The sequence below is a fragment of the Arthrobacter sp. Helios genome (assembly GCF_023167125.1).
Lineage (GTDB): Bacteria > Actinomycetota > Actinomycetes > Actinomycetales > Micrococcaceae > Arthrobacter_B > Arthrobacter_B luteolus.
Genome location: NZ_CP095402.1, coordinates 2560503 through 2577478, shown reverse-complemented (window position 1 = coordinate 2577478; position 16976 = coordinate 2560503). Strand labels below are relative to the sequence as shown.

Genomic DNA, 16976 nt, shown 5'->3' with positions numbered 1-16976 from the left:
CACGGGGCCCGGAGCAGGCGCGCGGGCGCGGCAGAGCCATAATGGAACTATGCGACTAGGCGTCCTGGACATTGGTTCCAACACCGTCCACCTGCTCCTGGTGGACGCGCATCCGGGTGCCCGGCCGGTGCCCTTCGCCTCCCACAAACGGCCGCTGCAGCTGGTTGCCCACCTGGACGGGAACGGTGCCATCACCGACCACGGCCGGGACCTGCTGGTCGAATTCGTGGAGGAGGCCCGGGACTTCGCCGAGCGCCACCGGGCGCAGGACCTGCTGGCCTTCTGCACCTCGGCCATCCGGGAAGCCGCCAACGGGCCTTCCGTACTGGAACATGTGGAACTCCTCACCGGCGTCGCACTCAAGGAACTGAGCGGGCGGCAGGAAGCGTCCATGACCTACCTCGCCGCGCGGCGCTGGTACGGCTGGGGTGCGGGAACCCTCCTGGACCTGGACATCGGCGGCGGATCGTTCGAGATGGCACAGGGCCAGGATGAACTGCCCGACGTCGCCGTCTCGGTTCCGCTGGGCGCCGGACGCCTCACGCGGGACTGGCTGGAGGGGGATCCTCCGGCAGCGGAAAGCATTGACGCGCTGCGGGACTATATCCGCAACACCGTGCATGACGCGGCGTTGGAGTTCCTGCCGTACGGAGCGCCGGACCTGGCCACCGGCACCTCCAAGACGTTCCGGTCCCTGGCCCGCCTGACCGGCGCGGCGCCGTCGGCAGCCGGTTCCTACGTCCGGCGCAGGCTGCGCCGAAAGGATCTTTCCCAGCTGACCCTGCGGCTGTCCGGTATGAGCGTGGCCGAGCGCTCCCGCCTGGACGGGGTCTCCGCTCTCCGGGCACCCCAGCTGCTGGCCGGCGCGCTGGTTGCTGAGGCGGCGATGGAAGCCTTCGACCTCAAGACACTGCAGATCTGCCCCTGGGCGCTGCGCGAGGGCCTGATCCTGCAGCGTTTGGATACGCTGCGCTTTGACACCCCGGGCCCCCTGCCGGCCGGGCCCGAACCTTACCTGCCAGAACACGCCGGGGCCCTGGTCCTGGCTGCGGCCGGTGAACCGAGCGGAAGTGCGATGCCATGACCTTAACCTCCCCCCAGCCGGTCCAGCCGGCCGCCAACCTGCCATCCATCCCGGTGGCGCTGTCCAGCTCCTCGGTCTACCCGCTGTCCGTGCACGACACGTTTGCCGTGGCCCACGACCTGGGCTATGACGGCGTGGAAGTGATGGTGACCGGCAGCCAGATCAGCCGGAACCCGGATACCGTCAAGGGGCTGATCGACCGGTACCAGCTGCCGGTGCTGGCCATCCACGCCCCCACCCTGCTGCTGACCCAGCAGGTCTGGGGCAAGGCGTGGACCAAGATCGAGCTGTCCGCTGCGATGGCTGCCGAAGTGGGGGCGCACATCGTTGTGGCGCATCCCCCGTTCCGCTGGCAGACCGGCTACGCGGAGAACTTCGCCGAAGGGGTCCGGCGGATCGCGGAGGACTACGGCGTCACCATCGCCGTGGAGAACATGTATCCGTGGCGCGTCCGTGGCCGCGAGGCGAAGGCCTACCTGCCGCACTGGAATCCGCTGCCGGAACCGTACGACCACGTGACCTGGGACTTCTCCCATGCCGCGATCGCCGGGATGGACTCCTATGAGGAGATCCGCAAACTCGGCAGCCGGCTCAGCCATGTGCACCTGACGGACGGAACCCCGAACGGCAGGGATGAGCATCTGCTGCCGGGGGAGGGGACGCAGCGCTGTGCTGAGGCCCTGCAGTACCTCTCGGAGACCGGCTACAACGGGACAGTGGCCATTGAAGTCAGTACCCGCAGGGCAAAGGAACCGGGGGAGCGGGAGGAGATGCTGCGGCAGACCCTGGAGTTCGCCCGCGTAAACCTCAACCAGGTGCTCGACGAGTAAACGCGCGCAGGTTACTGGTTGCCGGCGCGCGCCTTTTCCCTGCCGGTCATTCCCGGCCGCGGAGTAACGTACGGCCCCTCCACGGGCCCGTGAAAGAATCGGGGCATGCAAAATCTCCCCCGACTTTCCTTCCTCGGCTGCGGTTCCATGAATGAAGCCATCCTTGGCGGTATCCTCGCCGGTGGTTTCCCGGCGGACCGCATTACGGCCACCGTCCGCCGTGCAGACCGTGCCTCGGAGCTGCGGCAGCGGCACGGGATCACCGTCCTGGCCGGTTCCGAGGACGACGGCGCCAACCGCACCGCGGCGGCGGAAGCGGACATCGTGATCATCGGAGTGAAGCCCGTGGGGGTCCGCGCCATGCTCACTGAGGTGGCTGGTTCCCTGGTCCCGGGCGCCGTCGTCGTCAGCGTTGCCGCCGCAGTGCCGCTGGAACTCATGGAAGCCGCACTCCCGGCCGGGACACAGGTCATCCGCACCATGCCCAATACCCCGGCCAAGGTGGGCCGCGGAGTCACCGCGCTGGCACCCGGGTCCGCGGCCACCCCCGAATCGGTGGGCGTCGTCCGTTCCCTGCTCGCCAGCACCGGCCGTGTCGTCGAGGTGCCCGAAAACCAGCTGGACGCCGTCGGTTCCGTCAGCGGCTCCGGTCCCGCCTACGCCTTCTACCTGGCGGAGGCGATGGCCAAGGCCGGAGCGGACCTGGGACTGGATCCGGAACTCGCCGCGGTCCTGGCGGCGGAGACCGTGGCGGGAGCCGGTGCCATGCTGGCCGAGCCCGGCGCGGAAGCTGCCGCCCTGCGCAAGGCTGTGACCAGCCCCAACGGCACCACGGAAGCGGCGATCCGCGTCTTTGGCGAGCAGGACCTGCCCGGAATCATTGCTGCGGGAATGGCTGCCGCCGCGGACCGTTCGGCGGAAATCACCGCGGAGCTCAGCGCAGCTTCCTAAGCGCGGATGAGGGGTTAGGGCCGGGCCGCGAAGCGCTCCAGCAGGTCAACATGGCCGGAGACAATCAGCACGTCCCGGCTGGAAACCTTGGTGTCGGCCTGCGCGTAGGTGAAGTCCTCACCCGGGGACTTCACGCCCACGATCGTCACGCCGTACTTGGACCGGACGTTGGACTCGCGCAGAGTGAACCCCTGGGTTTCCTTCGGCGGGTACATCTTCACAATGGCGAAATCGTCGTCGAACTCGATGAAGTCCAGCATCCGGCCACCGACCAGGTGCGCTGCGCGCTGCCCTGCGTCGGCCTCGGGATAAATCACGTGGTTGGCTCCGATCCGGGTGAGGATCTTGCCGTGGGCAGGCGTAATCGCCTTGACCCAGAGGTGCTCGATGCCCAGATCCACCAGGTTGACGGTGATGAGCACACTGGATTCGATCGAGGTGCCCACGCCCACGACGGCGGCAGAAAAGTCCTGCGCGCCGAGCTGCTTGAGTGCGTCAATGTTGGTGGCGTCGGCCTGCACCACGTGGGTGAGCTTGCCGGCGGCTTTCTGCACCAGGTCCGGATCCCGTTCGATGGCGAGGACCTCCCGGCCCTGCTTCACGAGCTGCTCGGCGGTGGCGGAACCGAAACGGCCCAGTCCGATCACCAGGACGGGAGCGTTGTGCGGCGGTCTTTCAGCCAATGATGGGCCTTTCTTCGGGGTAGTGGTACAGCGGTTTGCGTTGCCGCAGGGCGAGGGCGGCCGCGAGCGTGATGGTTCCAACGCGGCCGGCGAACATGGTTGCGGCCAGCACGTACTTACCTGCCGGCGGCAGCTCCGGGCTCAGCCCGACGCTTAGTCCCACCGTAGCGAATGCGGAGATCACCTCGAACAGTACCGGCTGCAGGGTCTCGTCCGTGATGACCAGCAGTGCCAGGGTGGAGACGGCGACCATGGTTGCGCCGAGCATCACCACCGAAATCGCGACCCGGAGGGCTCCGGCGGGGATGTTCCGGGCGAAGGCCCGCACATCCGTGTCACCGCGCGCCTCCGCGATGATGGCCAGGAAAATCACGGCGATGGTGGTGACCTTGATGCCGCCGGCCGTGGACGCCGAACCGCCGCCGGCGAACATCAGCATGTCCGTGATCACCAGGGTGCTGGCGTCCTGGTCCGCCATGTCAACCAGGCTGAACCCGCCCGAGCGCATCATTACGGACGCGAAAATGGAATGCAGGATCTTTTCGCCAACATCCATGCCGGCAATGGTCCGCACGTTGAACCACTCGAAGGCGGCCCAGAGCAGGCTTCCCGCGCCCAGCAGGATGAAGGAGACCACCAGCGTCAGCTTGGTGTGCAGGTTCCATCCACGGGGACGCAGCCTCGTCTGGAGCAGGACCATGATGACCGGGAAACCCAGGGAGCCGATGAACACGCCCAGCATGAGCGGGACCAGGATCCAGAGATCGTTTTCATACGGAACCAGCCCGTCCGAGTGCGGGGTGAAACCGGCATTGTTGAACGAGGAAATGGAGTAGAACACCGCGTGCCAGATGGCCTGGGCCGGGGACTCACCAAGCATCATAAAGCGCGGGGCCAGCACCGCAGCGAGGACCAGCTCGATCAGCACGGTGGTGCTCACCACGATCCGCAGCAGCGAACCCACTTCACCGAGCCGGCCGGTGTTCATTCCTTCCTGGGCAATGAGTTTGCCGCGCACACCGAGGCGCCGGTTCACGGCCAGCGCCAGCAGCGAGGCCATGGTGAGGATACCGAGGCCGCCGATCTGGATGGCCACCAGAATCAGGACCTGCCCGAACACGGACCAGTATGCTGCGGTGGACACCACCGTCAGGCCGGTGACGCAGACGGCGGAAACGGCCGTGAACATCGCGTCATGCAGCGGGGTCACTTCGCCGGAAGCGGAAGCCGCGGGAAGCGACAGCAGCGCCGAGAACAGCAGGATCACGAGGCTGAACACGATCAGTGCCAGACGTGCGGGGGAGCTGTTGGCAACGGCGTCAATGAAGTCGCGGCCTGCTACGACGAAGCCAAGGGGGCGGCGTTGGCGCGTCTGCAGCGGAGGCTGCTGTTGGGATGCCATGGGTCGAAAAATCCAGTTCTGTGCGCTGTGGTCCTGCTGAGTAGTAAACCACTTAACCTTGCCGGCAGCAGTGCGGGGCGCGGAGGCCGGATCGCGTAGCCTGTGACCATGACGAGTACCGGGCTCAGCCTCCCCGCGATCCCCACCCATATCGTGTGGAATGAGTCACTGCTGGCATATAACTTTGGCGCCAGCCATCCCATGAGTCCGCTCCGGCTGGACCTCACCGCCAGGCTGGCGAAGGAACTGGGAATTTTCGACCTCCCGCAGGTGAGCGTGGGGGAGCCGTTCGTCGCTGAGGACTCCCAGCTCGCCACCGTGCATGAGCCCGGCTACATCGCCGCGGTGCGGGAAATCAGCCGCAATCCCGGCAGATCCAACGAGGCCCTGGGACTGGGGACGGAAGACGACCCTGCCTTCGAAGGAATGCACGAGGCCAGTGCCCGGCTGGTGGGCGGTTCGCTCGCCGCCGCAGAGGCCGTGCTGTCCGGCCGGGCCCTGCACGCCGTGAACTTCAGCGGCGGCATGCACCACGCCGCCGCCGGCAAGGCCTCAGGGTTCTGCATCTACAATGACGCCGCTGCCGCCGTCGCGCGGTTCCTGGAAGCGGGCTACTCCCGGGTCCTGTACATCGACGTCGACGCGCATCACGGAGACGGCACCCAGTCGATTTTCTGGAACGATCCGCGGGTCATGACAATTTCGCTGCACGAAACAGGGCTGACGCTTTTCCCCGGAACCGGTTTCGCGAACGAATCCGGCGGACCGGATGCCGCGGGAACGGCCGTGAACGTCGCGCTGCCGCCGCGCACCTCCGACGCCGGCTGGCTGCGGGCCTTCCACGCCGTCGTCCCGCAGCTCACCGGGGCGTTCGCGCCACAGGTGATCATCAGCCAGCACGGCTGTGACGGACACCGGGATGATCCACTCTCCAACCTCCGCCTGTCCGTGGACACACAGCGGCAGGCTGCCCTCAGCATCTCCGGGCTGGCGGATCAGTTCTGCGAAGGCAGGTGGGTCGCCACCGGAGGCGGCGGGTACAACGTGGCCAGCGTCGTTCCGCGGTCCTGGAGCCTCCTGCTCGCCGTGGCGGCGAACACCCGCATGCCGGTTACGACGCCGGTGCCGCGCAGCTGGCGGGACTATGTCCGCGAGCGGCACGGCATCGACACTCCAGCGGTCATGGGCGACGGCGTGGACGTATGGTGGCGCTCCTGGGAGGTTGGCTACGACCCCAACGACGAGATTGACCGGACGGTCATGGCTACCCGTAAGGAAGTTTTCCCGCTGCACGGCCTGGACCCCTGGTTCGACTGACGGACCCCGTGAGCAAACAGCCGAATATATGCAGCTAAGGTAATGGATATGGTCATTGATGATGTATTCGCCGTCATCGCGGAAGGCACCCGGCGCGAGATCCTGGGTGCACTGCGCAGCGGCGACAAATCCGTGGGTGAACTGGTGGAGGAACTGGAAGTCAGCCAGCCCACGGTATCCAAGCATTTGAAGGTCCTGCGCGAAGCGGGCCTGGTTTCCATGCGGGCGGAAGGACAGCGGCGGTACTACGCCCTGAAGACCGAGCCGCTCGGCGAGGTAGTACTATGGCTAAGCGCATTCGATCTGCCATCACTTACCGCCGTCCAGGCCACCACTCCGCGCCTGGCCGGCGTCGCCGCCGGCCTGGAGACAGCCGATTTCCGCGGCGGCCGATCCTTTTTCCCCGGGCGCCCTGTGCCCGGAGCAGGACGGCAAAACGCTGCCGCTGCCGTGGCGGCACAGCTGCCGTCCGGCGCTGCCGAAACCCCTTCGGCCGCTGACGCCAGCGTCCAGCAGCAGCTCGGCCGCACTGTCGGCCGTGCCGCGGAACGCGCCGCTGACCTGCTGGGTTCACTACCCAAGTTCCGCCGCCGCCGCCCGTAAGCGGTGCTGCCCCCGGTCTTCAATCGCACCCCGGCACCAATCGGTTTAGCGTAGTAAGCAAGCGGGGAATTTATAAGGAGCAATATATGGACGCAACACTCACACGCGTGCGCGACGAAGTATTCCGCCGCAACCCCGGCGAAACGGAATTCCACCAAGCGGTGGTTGAAGTCTTCGACACCCTCGGACCGGTCCTCCGCAAGCATCCCGAATTCGGCGAAGCAGCCATCCTGCAGCGGGTCTGCGAACCCGAGCGCCAGATCATCTTCCGGGTGCCGTGGGTGGATGACGCCGGCCAGGTCCGCATCAACCGCGGATTCCGCGTCGAGTTCAACTCCGCACTGGGCCCGTACAAGGGCGGCCTGCGCTTCCATCCGTCCGTCTACCTGGGCATTGTGAAGTTCCTCGGGTTTGAACAGATCTTCAAGAACGCCCTGACCGGTATGCCTATCGGCGGCGGCAAGGGCGGCTCCGACTTCGATCCGCGGGGCAAGTCCGACGCAGAAGTGATGCGTTTCTGCCAGTCCTTCATGACCGAGCTCTACCGGCACATCGGTGAATACACGGACGTCCCTGCCGGTGACATCGGGGTGGGCGGCCGCGAAATCGGGTACCTCTTCGGCCAGTACAAGCGGATCACTAACCGCTACGAGTCCGGGGTCCTGACCGGCAAGGGCGTCAGCTGGGGCGGCTCCCTGGTCCGCCCCGAAGCCACCGGCTACGGCGTGGTGATGTTCGTCGAGGAAATGCTGAAAACCAAGGGTATGAGCCTGGACGGACAGCGGGTGATCGTTTCCGGTTCCGGCAACGTGGCGATCAACGCGATCGCCAAGGCCCAGTACCTGGGCGGCAAGGTCATCGCGTGCTCGGACTCCTCGGGTTATGTCGTAGACGAGGCCGGAATCGATGTGCCGCTCCTGCGCCAGATCAAGGAGCACGAGCGCGGCCGCATCTCCGACTACGCAACCCGCCGCGGCAACGGCGCCTCCTACGTCGCCGGAGGTTCCATCTGGGACGCCGGAGCCACCGTGGCGCTGCCCTGCGCCACACAGAACGAACTCGGCGAGGCGGATGCCGCCTCACTGCTGAAGTCCGGCGTCGTCGCTGTCGCTGAGGGCGCCAACATGCCCTGCACACCGAAAGCGATTGAAATCTTCCAGGAAGCCGGCGTCCTGTTCGGCCCGGGCAAGGCCGCGAACGCCGGAGGCGTGGCTACCTCGGCCCTCGAGATGCAGCAGAACGCCAGCCGCGACGCGTGGAGCTTTGAACACACCGAACGGCGGCTGAGCGAGATCATGGTGAACATCCATGACCGCTGCGCGGAAACCGCGGATGAATACGGTGCGCCCGGCAACTACGTCGTGGGCGCCAACATCGGCGGCTTTGTGAAAGTCGCCGACGCCATGCTGGCCCTGGGCGTTATCTAGCCCCGGATTTGGCCCGGCAAGGCCCGGCCCGGCAGCCCGTTCCAGGGCGCCGGTGCCGGGCCTTTTCCTTATCTGCGCTCAGCCCTCAGCGAGTCCGGCCCTAACTCAGGACCGGACGCTGGGCCGCAGCGGCCACCGGGGAGTAGGCGGAGAGGAGCCGGACATGGTCCGGGGTCAGGTCCGCCACCCGGTCCACTCCCATCAGTGCCATGGTCCTCGCCGCCTGGGAGGAGAGGATCTGGATGGTCCGGTCCACGCCCGCCCGGCCGCCGGCCATCAGTCCGTACAGGTAGGCCCGGCCAATCAGCGTAAAGTCCGCTCCCAGTGCGAGAGCGGCCACAATATCCCCGCCGCTCATAATGCCTGTGTCCAGGATGATGCTGGTTTTTCCCTTGAGCTCGGCAGCCACCGCTGGAAGCAGGTGGAGCGGGATCGGTGCCCGGTCCAGCTGCCGTCCGCCGTGGTTGGACAGGACGATTCCGTCTGCGCCGTGGTCCACTGCCCGGCGGGCGTCCTCGACGGTCTGGATGCCCTTCACCACCAGGTTCCCCTTCCAGACCCGGCGCAGCCAGTCGAGGTCATCGAAGGTCAGCGTGGGATCGAACATGGAATTGATCAGATCGGCCACGGTTCCGGAGTACCGGTTGAGCGTGGCGAAGGACAACGGTTCGTGCGTGAGGAAGTTGAACCACCATGCGGGCCGGTAGGAGGCATCCAATACTGTCCGGACCGTCAGAGCCGGGGGAATTGTCATGCCGTTGCGGACATCCCGCAGCCGTTCACCGGCGACGGCGGTGTCCACCGTGACCATCAGGGTGTCGAACCCGGCGGCGGCGGCACGGTTGATCAGTTCCAGGGACTTGTCCCGGTCCGTCCACAGGTAGAGCTGGAACCAGTTCCGCCCGTTCGGCGCTGCGCCGGCCACGTCTTCGATGGAGGCGGTTCCCATGGTGGAGAGCGTGTAGGGGATCCCTGCGGCTTCCGCGGCCTGGGACCCGGCATATTCACCTTCGGACTGCATCATCCGGGTGAATCCCGTGGGTGCGATTCCGAAGGGCAGGGCAGACTCCCGCCCCAGCACGCTGGTGGAGAGATCCACGGACGCGACGTTGCGCAGGACCCCGGGGCGGAACTCCAGGTTCTCGAAGGCTTCCCGGGCCCTGCGGAGGGTGATTTCCGCCTCGGCAGCGCCGTCCGTGTAGTCGAAGGCTGCCTTCGGGGTGCGCCGCTTGGCCAGGTCCCGCAGGTCCCAAACAGTACTGGCCCGTTTCAGGTTCGCCGCCGGTCCCACCTGCGGTTTTTTGAACTGCATCAACGGTGCAAGGTCATGGACGCGGGGGAACCGGCGGGTCAGGGCCGGGGGTTTGGAAGTCAAGGGAATAACACTGCCTTTCGAAGCATGCTGCTCTGTGCTTCGAGCCTACGGACGCGCCCGGGCCTGTGACAAGGCAGATTGCACCCTGATGCACCGGGCAGCGCCGTGCGTCGTTATGCGTCGCCGGCCAAGGCCCGGGGACAGCGTCCGCGGCGTCATAAAGGAAATGGAAAGCACCCAACTTGCCATGCGCCGGCCGTGGGCCTACGGTCTAAACATGACTAACCGTTGGTATGCGTATTTTTCGTTGGCTCTGGAGGAGCCCGCGCGATAATTCGCTGACGCCAACCTTCAGAGCCAACAGGGCAGGGGATCCATCCCTTGCCCTTCGCCATATCCGGCGGGGTTCTGAAGACTGCTCCCGCCGGCTCACACACGGATAACGGGACAATGAACCTCACCACCACGCAGCACTCAAAAACCACTTCGGACCTGCGCGTCAGCGAATTCCGCCCGCTGCCTGCACCTGCCGGCCTCATGGCCGAGCTGCCGCTCTCGGAGGAACTTGCCTCCACCGTCAGCAGCGGCCGCGACGCGATCCGGGCGGTGCTCGACGGTGCCGACGACCGGCTGCTCGTTATTGTGGGGCCGTGCTCGATCCATGATCCGGAGGCCGGGCTGGACTACGCCCGGCGTCTTACCGCGGCCGCACAGGAACACAACCAGGATCTGCTGGTGGTGCTGCGGGCCTACTTCGAAAAGCCCCGGACCACCGTGGGATGGAAGGGCCTGATCAACGATCCGCACCTTGACGGCAGCCACGACATCGCCGGCGGCCTGTTCGCTGCACGGCGTTTCCTGATTGCGGCCGGAGAACTGGGTTTGCCGGTCGCCACGGAATTCCTGGAACCCATCAGCCCGCAGTACGTCGCTGACCTGGTGAGCTGGGGGGCCATCGGTGCCCGGACCACGGAAAGCCAGGTCCACCGTCAGCTGGTTTCCGGACTGTCCATGCCGGTGGGCTTCAAGAACGGTACGGACGGCTCGCTGCAGATCGCCCTCGACGCCTGCGCCGCCGCGTCTGCGCCGCAGTCTTTCCTGGGTATCGACGGCGAGGGCCGCGCCTCAATGGTGGGAACCTCGGGAAATCCGGACACGCACCTGATTCTCCGCGGCGGCAGTTCAGGACCGAATTACGACGCCGGCCACGTTGCGGCCGCTTCCCAGTCACTGGCGGCCAAGGGCCTGAACCCCCGGCTCATTGTGGACGCCAGCCACGCCAACAGCGGAAAGGACCACCGCCGTCAGGCCCAGGTGGCGCTGGAACTGGCCGCCCAGCTCGAATCGGGAACGGAGACCGCGCAGCTCATCGCCGGCGTGATGCTGGAGAGCTTCCTGGTGGGCGGAGCGCAGTCCCACGACAGCACCAATCCCGGTCCGCTCACCTACGGGCAGAGCATCACGGATGCGTGCATGGATTGGGACACTTCGGCCGGAATACTGGCGGTTCTGGCCGCTGCTGCCCGCCGCCGCCGCGCCGCGCGTGTTGACGCGGCCCGAGGCCTCGGCCGGGTCCGCAGCAAACCGGGACGCAGTCGCTCATAAAGAGCCCAATAACCGGGAAAAACTTCCACTATGGTTACTTTAGCCACTAGAGTGGTGTGCTAGACGGTCACGAGATGGTCATCAAGGCGACACGCCGCGGGCTGTTGGACGAACGGATTTGAGGAACACCGCATGCCGCGGAGTTCCGTGCCGTAGTTGTATCAGGCGCAGGTTGCGGAAGGAACAATAGATCAATGGCAGACGAGAGCAATTTCTCGGACGTGCGGTTTCTGACGGTGTCAGAGGTCGCGGATGTCATGCGTGTATCCAAGATGACCGTTTACCGGCTGGTGCATTCCGGAGAACTTCCGGCAGTCCGTTTCGGACGGTCTTACCGCGTTCCGGAATCTGCGGTGCAGCAGGTTCTGCGTAACGCCGTGATCGACCGTCAGTCCGGTACGGCCTGAGCCGGCCGGCCGTAACCGGCCGCGGGTTCGCCCTGACGCTGTCCGGAAAGGCTGCGTGAAGGCGGTACCCTGTTAAGGAACGTTTCAATCATGGCTAGTATCTGCCGGAACCGAAGCTGCGCGGGCCATTAGGCCTCAGGCCCCCGGGACCGGCATGGCTCCTATTTCAGTTTGTGAGGACTCTGTGGGTTCAGTTATTAAGAAGCGCCGCAAGCGTATGGCCAAGAAGAAGCACCGCAAGCTGCTTCGCAAGACCCGCCACCAGCGCCGTAATAAGAAGTAGATTCTTCTTCGTGCCGCAGAAGCCCGCCGTCCGATAAGGATTAGGCGGGCTTCAGCTTTTTAACGCCGTTGCTTCAGCGCTGTACCTTCATCCTGGTGCCCCGGGTGCTGTGCGCAGGGTGTCAGCGTGAGCGGACCCAGGAGAACCCCCGCCACAGTCCGTAGGCAGCCCCGGCCACGGATGCGGTCTTGAGCCCGAACGTTGCGGCCCGGCGGCCCGACCGGAAATCGTAGACCGGCCAGTTGTGTTCCCGGGCGTGCCGGCGCAGGCGGGCATCGGGATTGATGGCTACGGGGTGGCCAACGAGGGTCAGCAGCGGAACGTCGTTGAAGGAGTCGCTGTAGGCCCAGCAGCGGGAGAGGTCCAGCCCCTCCTGCTTGGCCAGGACCCGGACGCCCTCGGCCTTGGCCGGGCCGTGCAGGAACTCGCCAACCAGGCGCCCGGTGTAGAGGCCATCGGTTACTTCGCTGACCGTGCCCAGGGCCCCGGTCAGGGACAGCCGGCTCGCGATCACCGACGCCACCTCCACGGGAGTTCCGGTCACCAGCCAGACCGGGCGCCCGGCCTTCATATGCTGCTCGGTCAGCGCCCTGGTCCCAGGCCAGATCTTGGAAACGATCATCTCGTCGTAGACTTCTTCGCCCAGCGTCCGGACGTCCTCGGCGGCGAGCCCGGTCGCGAAGGCCAGCGCGGCATCGCGCACGCTGTGGACGTCTTTCAGGTTCTCGCCCTGGAGCATAAACCGCAGCTGCTTAGCGGCGAAGCCCGCCGCTTCACGGAGGGTGAAGACCCTGCGCTGGTACATTTTCCGCGCCACATGGAACAGGCTGGCGCCGCGCATCAGTGTGTTGTCGACGTCGAAAAACGCTGCTTCTCCCGGGGTACCTGCCGCGGCCGGTGAATCAGCGGCTCGGATGGCACGGGATCGGGGCATGCATTGAGTCTACTGAAAAACACAAGGCCCGCGCCGACGTGCCGCGCAGGGGACTATCTTTGATGTCATGAATGATCCCGGCTCCCGCCCCTCGGTTCCCGACCTCCTCCTGCTCACCCGCCCCGGCTGCCACCTCTGCGAAGATGCCAGGCAGATCGTTGACCGGGTCTCGAAGGACCTCGGGATTCCTTGGCAGGAAAGGTCAATCGAGCAGGACCCGGATCTTTTGGACCGCTTCGCGGAGGAGATCCCGGTGCTGATGATTGACGGGGTCCAGCGTGATTTCTGGCAGATCGATGAGGCGCGGCTCCGGCGCCTGCTGGCCGCGTAATACGCAGCCGCATGGGGGACACGGATGGCAAAACCCACTTGGTCAGGCAGCAGCAGCGGTCCTAGAGTGGGAAATTACCGGGCCGGCGGTCCGCAGGGACCGACCCGGTGCTGAGGACATGACGGAGTTGCAGAAGTGAGTATCCCGGATGAACGAGACCTGGTCAGCCCGGCGGCATCTGGCCACGGGCGGCACATCCCACCTGCTTCCCTTGCCCGGCTGACCGTCTACCTCAGGGTGCTGGGCACCATGATGACGGAAGGGATCGAACGGGTCTCCTCCGAGGAACTGGCCGAGGCCGCCGGGGTCAATTCCCCCAAACTGCGGAAAGACCTTTCGTATCTCGGCTCCTACGGCACCCGCGGCGTAGGCTACGACGTTCCCTACCTGAGCGGGCAGATTTCCGCGGCCCTGGGCCTGACACTGGACTGGCGCGTGGCAATTGTGGGGGCCGGACACCTGGGCCGTGCACTTGCCGGATATCCCGGATTCGGTTCCCGCGGCTTTGAAGTGGTGGCCCTGTTCGACGCGGACCAGATGGCAGTCGGCCAGGAGGTCGGCTGGCTCAGGATCAGTCCGGTCGAGGCGATGGAAAGCATCCTGGAAAAAACCCGGGCCAACATGGCCGTGCTGGCTGTGCCTGCGGAAGCAGCTCAGGGGATGTGCGACCGGCTGGTGGATGCCGGGATCACGAGCATCCTGAGCTTCGCCCCCGTGGTCCTGCAGGCTCCCGCGGAAGTGCAGATCCGAAAAGTCGACATGGCAACGGAGCTGCAGATCCTGGCCTACCACGCACAGCGGGCCCAGGTTTCCGCCCTGGCTACGGACGCCCAGGCGCGACTGCTCCGCTGACCTCTGTACCGCTCAATCCTGACCCCTGAACCACCGCATCCTCACGGCAGGCTGCCGCTGCCTACCGCTGCAGCGGACCGGACCGGCGCTGAGCGAAATAACGAGCTGCGCGCGGCAGGAAAGTAAGCGCCAGGCCGGTACCCGCAAGCAGGGCCGCGCCGACATGCTGTGACAGGTTGTCCCTGATCCCAAAGAAGAGGGATGCCGTGATCAGCAGGCAGCAGCACACCCTCGCCCAGTTCCTGCCCTCGCGGACGAGGGTGGCCAGGAAAATGTAGAGACCAAACGTCACGACCGCGACGGCGGCATCGGCGACCCGCACCACGGCAAGCACAGATTCAGGCGGGACCTTGAGCTGCTGGAGCTGCAGGGCTACGTCAGGGAAGGGCCTGCCGGGGTCCAGGGCGGCCCGGAATCCCACAACCAGGAGCAGGGCACCGGCTGCTGCTATGAGGACGGCAGCAACGTTGACAGCAAAGGGGGCCCGGAGCCGCGGACGGCGGTCCGGGAGCCGCCGGGGAGGTTCGGGCGCGGGAGCGGGCGGATGCTCCGGACGGGGCGGCAGCTTAGCCGCTGGCTGGGCTTCCGCCGCCTGGCGCCGCGGCCGCCGGGCGGTGGTCAGGTCCAGGCCCGGATCAGCAGCAGGTGCGCCGGACTCTGCGCCGGACCGGGTGGACCCGGTGGACCCAGCGCCGGGCCCGGTGAAGTCAGCGCCGGAACCGGCGGCGGACTGAGCTGCCGTCCCGGATACCTCGAGCTCCAGCTCACGGGACCGGTGGGCTGCGGTGGCGCGCCGCCTGGACGCGGATCTGCCGTGGATTGCCTGCCTGAGCGCGATGCTTGGCCAGGGCCGCCACTGGCGGCCCTGGGATGCATTGGGTGCTGCGTGGTCCGGCGCGTCCAGTTCCGCTGAAGCTTCGGCGCTGTGCCGGTTTCGCCGGACCGCGCTGCGCTGATGCGCGGAACCCGTTCCCTGGGTACTCGGGACAGCGCCGGGAGAATCGGGTGCTGCAGGGGGAGTCGTCATAGTCGTCGCCGCCTTCAGGAGACCGGAAAGTGGTGCTCCACGAAGAACCCGCAGGCCCCCGTGGAGCATTAAACGCTACGTCCCCGGCTCCCTGCTGTGACCACTTCGGCGGTGAACCCGCACTGCCTTCGGCTAGATTGTTGCAACCTGCTTTAGTACGGGCGGTACGGGTTGTACTGGTGCCGCTGGAAAAAGGCATTGCTGGGCTTGAGGTAGAGCATCACGATGCCCGCGATTCCGACCAAAGTGGACAGCAGGGACAGGATCCCCAGTGCCGACATGAAGTAGGCCGGGAGGGAAACCAGCAGGCCGAAGATGGAGAAGGCAGCAAAGACGGTCCCGACAATGCGTGCCCAGTTGTGGCCCTTTCGGACAAACAGCGCGATCAGGACGTACAGCCCCAAACCAATCAGGGCGATGACGACCGAGAAGGTAATCAGGAATCCACTGACATCCTGGACATCGATGTTTGTCTGCCGAAGATCCTGGATCTGGGAGGGGGTGAGCAGGTCCGGAAGGTTGAACGACGTAATCAGGTTGTTGATGAAGGCCAGGACGCCGGCGGCCAGGATGAGCCAGAAACCGATCATCACCTCACGCGGGGCCGGCCCCTTAGGCCCGGCTTGGCTGGCCGGCCCGCCGGGGTAGGCATAACCCGAGGGCTGCGCGGCCTGGTATCCGTACGGCGTCTGGCCATACTGCCCTTGCCCATACTGGCCCTGGCTATATGTGCCGGGCTGCTGGCCTTGCCCGTACTGGTTCTGGCCGTACTGGCCCTGCCCGTACTGATTCTGGCCGTAGGCGCCGGGCTGCTGGCCCGCTGGGCCCTGTCCGTAGCTGCCCTGCTGGTCCGGCTGCGCTGGTGTCCCCGGCTGGTCCGGCTGGCCGGCATGCGGAGGGACCTGAGGCTGTTCGGGCTGGCTGTACTGTCCGTAGCGCGGCTCGGGGCGCTGCGGAGCCGGTCCGCTGCCCTGGCCCTGATCGCTGCCGTTGACACCCTGGGAACCAGGACTGCCGGCGGGCGTTCCTTCAGTGCGTTGGGGGTCATGGGGTTCGGGGGTGTTGGGAGTGCTCATGTCAGCCGCCTGCCGTGTGGATGGTCTGCCGGAGGATGGTGCCTGGTCAGTGCCGGTCAGTGGGCAGATCCCCCGTCTGCGAAGTCAGCTCCAGTCTAGCCCTCCACACCGCACGGGAGACCTGGAACACCTGCTCCCGGACCCCGCGCGGGTGAACCGGGTATGCGAAAGGCCCGGTACGCCGTAGGGCGTTCCGGGCCTTTCGCGGGTGGGAAGCGGAATGCTTACGCAGCGACGAAGGCTACGTCCAGGTTGATGGTGACCTTGTCGCCGACCAGTACGCCGCCGGTTTCGAGGGCTGCGTTCCAGGTCAGGCCGAACTCCTTGCGGCTGATGGAGGTGGTCCCGGCGAAACCGGCGCGGGTGGCGCCGAAGGGGTCAACAGCAACGCCGTTGAACTCAACGTCCAGGGTGACCTGGTGGGTGATGCCCTTGATGGTGAGATCGCCCGTGACCTTGTAGTTTTCGCCCGAACCTTCAACACCCGTGGCGGTGAAGGACAGTTCCGGGAACTGCTCAACGTCGAAGAAGTCAGCGCTCTTGATGTGGGCGTCGCGGTTGGCGTCGTTGGAGTTGAAGGACGCAGCGTCGATCACGGCGCTGAGCTTCGAATCGCTCAGGCTCTGGCCGACCTCCAGGACGGCGGTGACCTTGTCAAAGCTGCCGCGGACCTTGCTGATGCCGGCGTGGCGGACGGTGAAGCCGACCTCGCTGTGGGAAGAGTCGAGGTTCCAGGTGCCTGCGTTAAGACCGGTGGGGATCATGTTTTTACTCCTGTGATAGTCGGCAGTGCTGCGGTTGCAACGCTACCAGTAGATGCATTTGCATCAAGCTTGACACACATTGCTC

The 16976-nt window shown here is 65.9% G+C and carries 18 protein-coding genes; 11 read left to right on the top strand and 7 right to left on the bottom strand.

All coding sequences use genetic code 11. The annotated features are described in order from the left end of the window. Nucleotides 1–49: 49 nt before the first annotated feature. From ArtHe_RS11665 to proC, 3 genes are all read left to right on the top strand, one after another. Entirely contained in the window at nucleotides 50–1084 is a 1035-nt protein-coding gene (locus ArtHe_RS11665; RefSeq protein WP_248317043.1) for a Ppx/GppA family phosphatase, read from the top strand. Further along, complete coding sequence (locus ArtHe_RS11660) at nucleotides 1081–1914, top strand: sugar phosphate isomerase/epimerase (protein ID WP_248317042.1); 834 nt, start codon at nucleotides 1081–1083, stop codon at nucleotides 1912–1914. The genes ArtHe_RS11665 and ArtHe_RS11660 overlap by 4 nt, the downstream gene beginning before the upstream one ends. 105 nt (nucleotides 1915–2019) lie before the next feature. Continuing rightward, a complete protein-coding gene (proC, locus tag ArtHe_RS11655) occupies nucleotides 2020–2865 on the top strand; it encodes a pyrroline-5-carboxylate reductase (protein ID WP_248317041.1) in 846 nt (281 codons plus the stop codon). Between the two features lie 14 nt (nucleotides 2866–2879). Here the strand turns inward: proC and ArtHe_RS11650 are convergent, their stop codons facing one another. After that, complete coding sequence (locus tag ArtHe_RS11650) at nucleotides 2880–3548, bottom strand: TrkA family potassium uptake protein (RefSeq protein ID WP_066296444.1); 669 nt, start codon at nucleotides 3546–3548, stop codon at nucleotides 2880–2882. Next, nucleotides 3541–4950, bottom strand: coding sequence for a potassium transporter TrkG (locus ArtHe_RS11645; protein WP_248317040.1), 1410 nt, complete (start codon nucleotides 4948–4950; stop codon nucleotides 3541–3543). The genes ArtHe_RS11650 and ArtHe_RS11645 overlap by 8 nt, the downstream gene beginning before the upstream one ends. 108 nt (nucleotides 4951–5058) lie before the next feature. On the opposite strand from ArtHe_RS11645, the gene ArtHe_RS11640 reads away from it, so the two are divergent. The 3 genes from ArtHe_RS11640 to gdhA all read left to right on the top strand — a co-directional run bounded on the left by ArtHe_RS11640 (nucleotide 5059) and on the right by gdhA (nucleotide 8297). After that, nucleotides 5059–6267, top strand: coding sequence for an acetoin utilization protein AcuC (locus tag ArtHe_RS11640; protein ID WP_248317039.1), 1209 nt, complete (start codon nucleotides 5059–5061; stop codon nucleotides 6265–6267). A gap of 48 nt (nucleotides 6268–6315) precedes the next feature. After that, nucleotides 6316–6870 carry a metalloregulator ArsR/SmtB family transcription factor gene (locus ArtHe_RS11635; protein ID WP_248317038.1) on the top strand — a complete coding sequence of 185 codons (555 nt, stop codon included), beginning with the start codon at nucleotides 6316–6318 and terminating at the stop codon, nucleotides 6868–6870. Between the two features lie 86 nt (nucleotides 6871–6956). Continuing rightward, the gene (gene gdhA / locus ArtHe_RS11630) at nucleotides 6957–8297 is read left to right on the top strand and encodes an NADP-specific glutamate dehydrogenase (protein WP_066296431.1); all 1341 of its coding nucleotides are present in this window, start codon (nucleotides 6957–6959) and stop codon (nucleotides 8295–8297) included. A 100-nt stretch (nucleotides 8298–8397) separates the two neighbouring features. On the opposite strand, the gene ArtHe_RS11625 is transcribed toward gdhA, so the two are convergent. Further along, nucleotides 8398–9609 carry an alpha-hydroxy acid oxidase gene (locus ArtHe_RS11625; protein WP_248319775.1) on the bottom strand — a complete coding sequence of 404 codons (1212 nt, stop codon included), beginning with the start codon at nucleotides 9607–9609 and terminating at the stop codon, nucleotides 8398–8400. A gap of 453 nt (nucleotides 9610–10062) precedes the next feature. On the opposite strand from ArtHe_RS11625, the gene ArtHe_RS11620 reads away from it, so the two are divergent. The 3 genes from ArtHe_RS11620 (at nucleotide 10063) to ArtHe_RS11610 (ending at nucleotide 11907) form a co-directional block, all read left to right on the top strand. Further along, complete coding sequence (locus tag ArtHe_RS11620) at nucleotides 10063–11217, top strand: 3-deoxy-7-phosphoheptulonate synthase (protein ID WP_248317011.1); 1155 nt, start codon at nucleotides 10063–10065, stop codon at nucleotides 11215–11217. A gap of 194 nt (nucleotides 11218–11411) precedes the next feature. Further along, on the top strand, nucleotides 11412–11624 hold the full coding sequence (locus tag ArtHe_RS11615; RefSeq protein WP_055239164.1) for a helix-turn-helix domain-containing protein: 213 nt from the start codon (nucleotides 11412–11414) through the stop codon (nucleotides 11622–11624). Between the two features lie 184 nt (nucleotides 11625–11808). After that, the gene (locus tag ArtHe_RS11610) at nucleotides 11809–11907 is read left to right on the top strand and encodes an AURKAIP1/COX24 domain-containing protein (protein ID WP_003792170.1); all 99 of its coding nucleotides are present in this window, start codon (nucleotides 11809–11811) and stop codon (nucleotides 11905–11907) included. Nucleotides 11908–12028: 121 nt separating this feature from the next. Here the strand turns inward: ArtHe_RS11610 and ArtHe_RS11605 are convergent, their stop codons facing one another. After that, nucleotides 12029–12841 carry an HAD-IB family hydrolase gene (locus tag ArtHe_RS11605; RefSeq protein ID WP_248317007.1) on the bottom strand — a complete coding sequence of 271 codons (813 nt, stop codon included), beginning with the start codon at nucleotides 12839–12841 and terminating at the stop codon, nucleotides 12029–12031. A gap of 67 nt (nucleotides 12842–12908) precedes the next feature. Between ArtHe_RS11605 and ArtHe_RS11600 the strand changes: the two genes are divergently transcribed. Together ArtHe_RS11600 and ArtHe_RS11595 are read left to right on the top strand one after the other, a co-directional pair. After that, entirely contained in the window at nucleotides 12909–13172 is a 264-nt protein-coding gene (locus ArtHe_RS11600; protein ID WP_248317003.1) for a glutaredoxin family protein, read from the top strand. Between the two features lie 135 nt (nucleotides 13173–13307). Continuing rightward, nucleotides 13308–14024, top strand: a complete 717-nt coding sequence (locus ArtHe_RS11595; RefSeq protein WP_248317002.1) for a redox-sensing transcriptional repressor Rex — start codon at nucleotides 13308–13310, stop codon at nucleotides 14022–14024. A 61-nt stretch (nucleotides 14025–14085) separates the two neighbouring features. Here ArtHe_RS11595 and ArtHe_RS11590 read toward each other — a convergent pair whose 3' ends face one another. From ArtHe_RS11590 to ArtHe_RS11580, 3 genes are all read right to left on the bottom strand, one after another. Further along, on the bottom strand, nucleotides 14086–15051 hold the full coding sequence (locus ArtHe_RS11590; RefSeq protein WP_248317000.1) for a hypothetical protein: 966 nt from the start codon (nucleotides 15049–15051) through the stop codon (nucleotides 14086–14088). Nucleotides 15052–15203: 152 nt separating this feature from the next. Then, a complete protein-coding gene (locus ArtHe_RS11585) occupies nucleotides 15204–16127 on the bottom strand; it encodes a hypothetical protein (RefSeq protein ID WP_248316998.1) in 924 nt (307 codons plus the stop codon). Between the two features lie 224 nt (nucleotides 16128–16351). Beyond that, nucleotides 16352–16891, bottom strand: a complete 540-nt coding sequence (locus tag ArtHe_RS11580; protein WP_066296410.1) for a YceI family protein — start codon at nucleotides 16889–16891, stop codon at nucleotides 16352–16354. Nucleotides 16892–16976 lie beyond the last annotated feature (85 nt).

Excerpts from the sequence above, each read along its gene's own strand:
- ArtHe_RS11665 (WP_248317043.1), top strand. The coding sequence starts at position 50 with ATGCGACTAGGCGTCCTGGACATTGGTTCCAACACCGTCCACCTGCTC.
- ArtHe_RS11660 (WP_248317042.1), top strand. The coding sequence starts at position 1,081 with ATGACCTTAACCTCCCCCCAGCCGGTCCAGCCGGCCGCCAACCTGCCA.
- proC (WP_248317041.1), top strand. The coding sequence starts at position 2,020 with ATGCAAAATCTCCCCCGACTTTCCTTCCTCGGCTGCGGTTCCATGAAT.
- ArtHe_RS11645 (WP_248317040.1), bottom strand. The coding sequence starts at position 4,950 with ATGGCATCCCAACAGCAGCCTCCGCTGCAGACGCGCCAACGCCGCCCC.
- ArtHe_RS11640 (WP_248317039.1), top strand. The coding sequence starts at position 5,059 with ATGACGAGTACCGGGCTCAGCCTCCCCGCGATCCCCACCCATATCGTG.
- ArtHe_RS11635 (WP_248317038.1), top strand. The coding sequence starts at position 6,316 with ATGGTCATTGATGATGTATTCGCCGTCATCGCGGAAGGCACCCGGCGC.
- gdhA (WP_066296431.1), top strand. The coding sequence starts at position 6,957 with ATGGACGCAACACTCACACGCGTGCGCGACGAAGTATTCCGCCGCAAC.
- ArtHe_RS11625 (WP_248319775.1), bottom strand. The coding sequence starts at position 9,609 with ATGCAGTTCAAAAAACCGCAGGTGGGACCGGCGGCGAACCTGAAACGG.
- ArtHe_RS11620 (WP_248317011.1), top strand. The coding sequence starts at position 10,063 with ATGAACCTCACCACCACGCAGCACTCAAAAACCACTTCGGACCTGCGC.
- ArtHe_RS11615 (WP_055239164.1), top strand. The coding sequence starts at position 11,412 with ATGGCAGACGAGAGCAATTTCTCGGACGTGCGGTTTCTGACGGTGTCA.
- ArtHe_RS11605 (WP_248317007.1), bottom strand. The coding sequence starts at position 12,841 with ATGCCCCGATCCCGTGCCATCCGAGCCGCTGATTCACCGGCCGCGGCA.
- ArtHe_RS11600 (WP_248317003.1), top strand. The coding sequence starts at position 12,909 with ATGAATGATCCCGGCTCCCGCCCCTCGGTTCCCGACCTCCTCCTGCTC.
- ArtHe_RS11590 (WP_248317000.1), bottom strand. The coding sequence starts at position 15,051 with ATGACGACTCCCCCTGCAGCACCCGATTCTCCCGGCGCTGTCCCGAGT.
- ArtHe_RS11585 (WP_248316998.1), bottom strand. The coding sequence starts at position 16,127 with ATGAGCACTCCCAACACCCCCGAACCCCATGACCCCCAACGCACTGAA.
- ArtHe_RS11580 (WP_066296410.1), bottom strand. The coding sequence starts at position 16,891 with ATGATCCCCACCGGTCTTAACGCAGGCACCTGGAACCTCGACTCTTCC.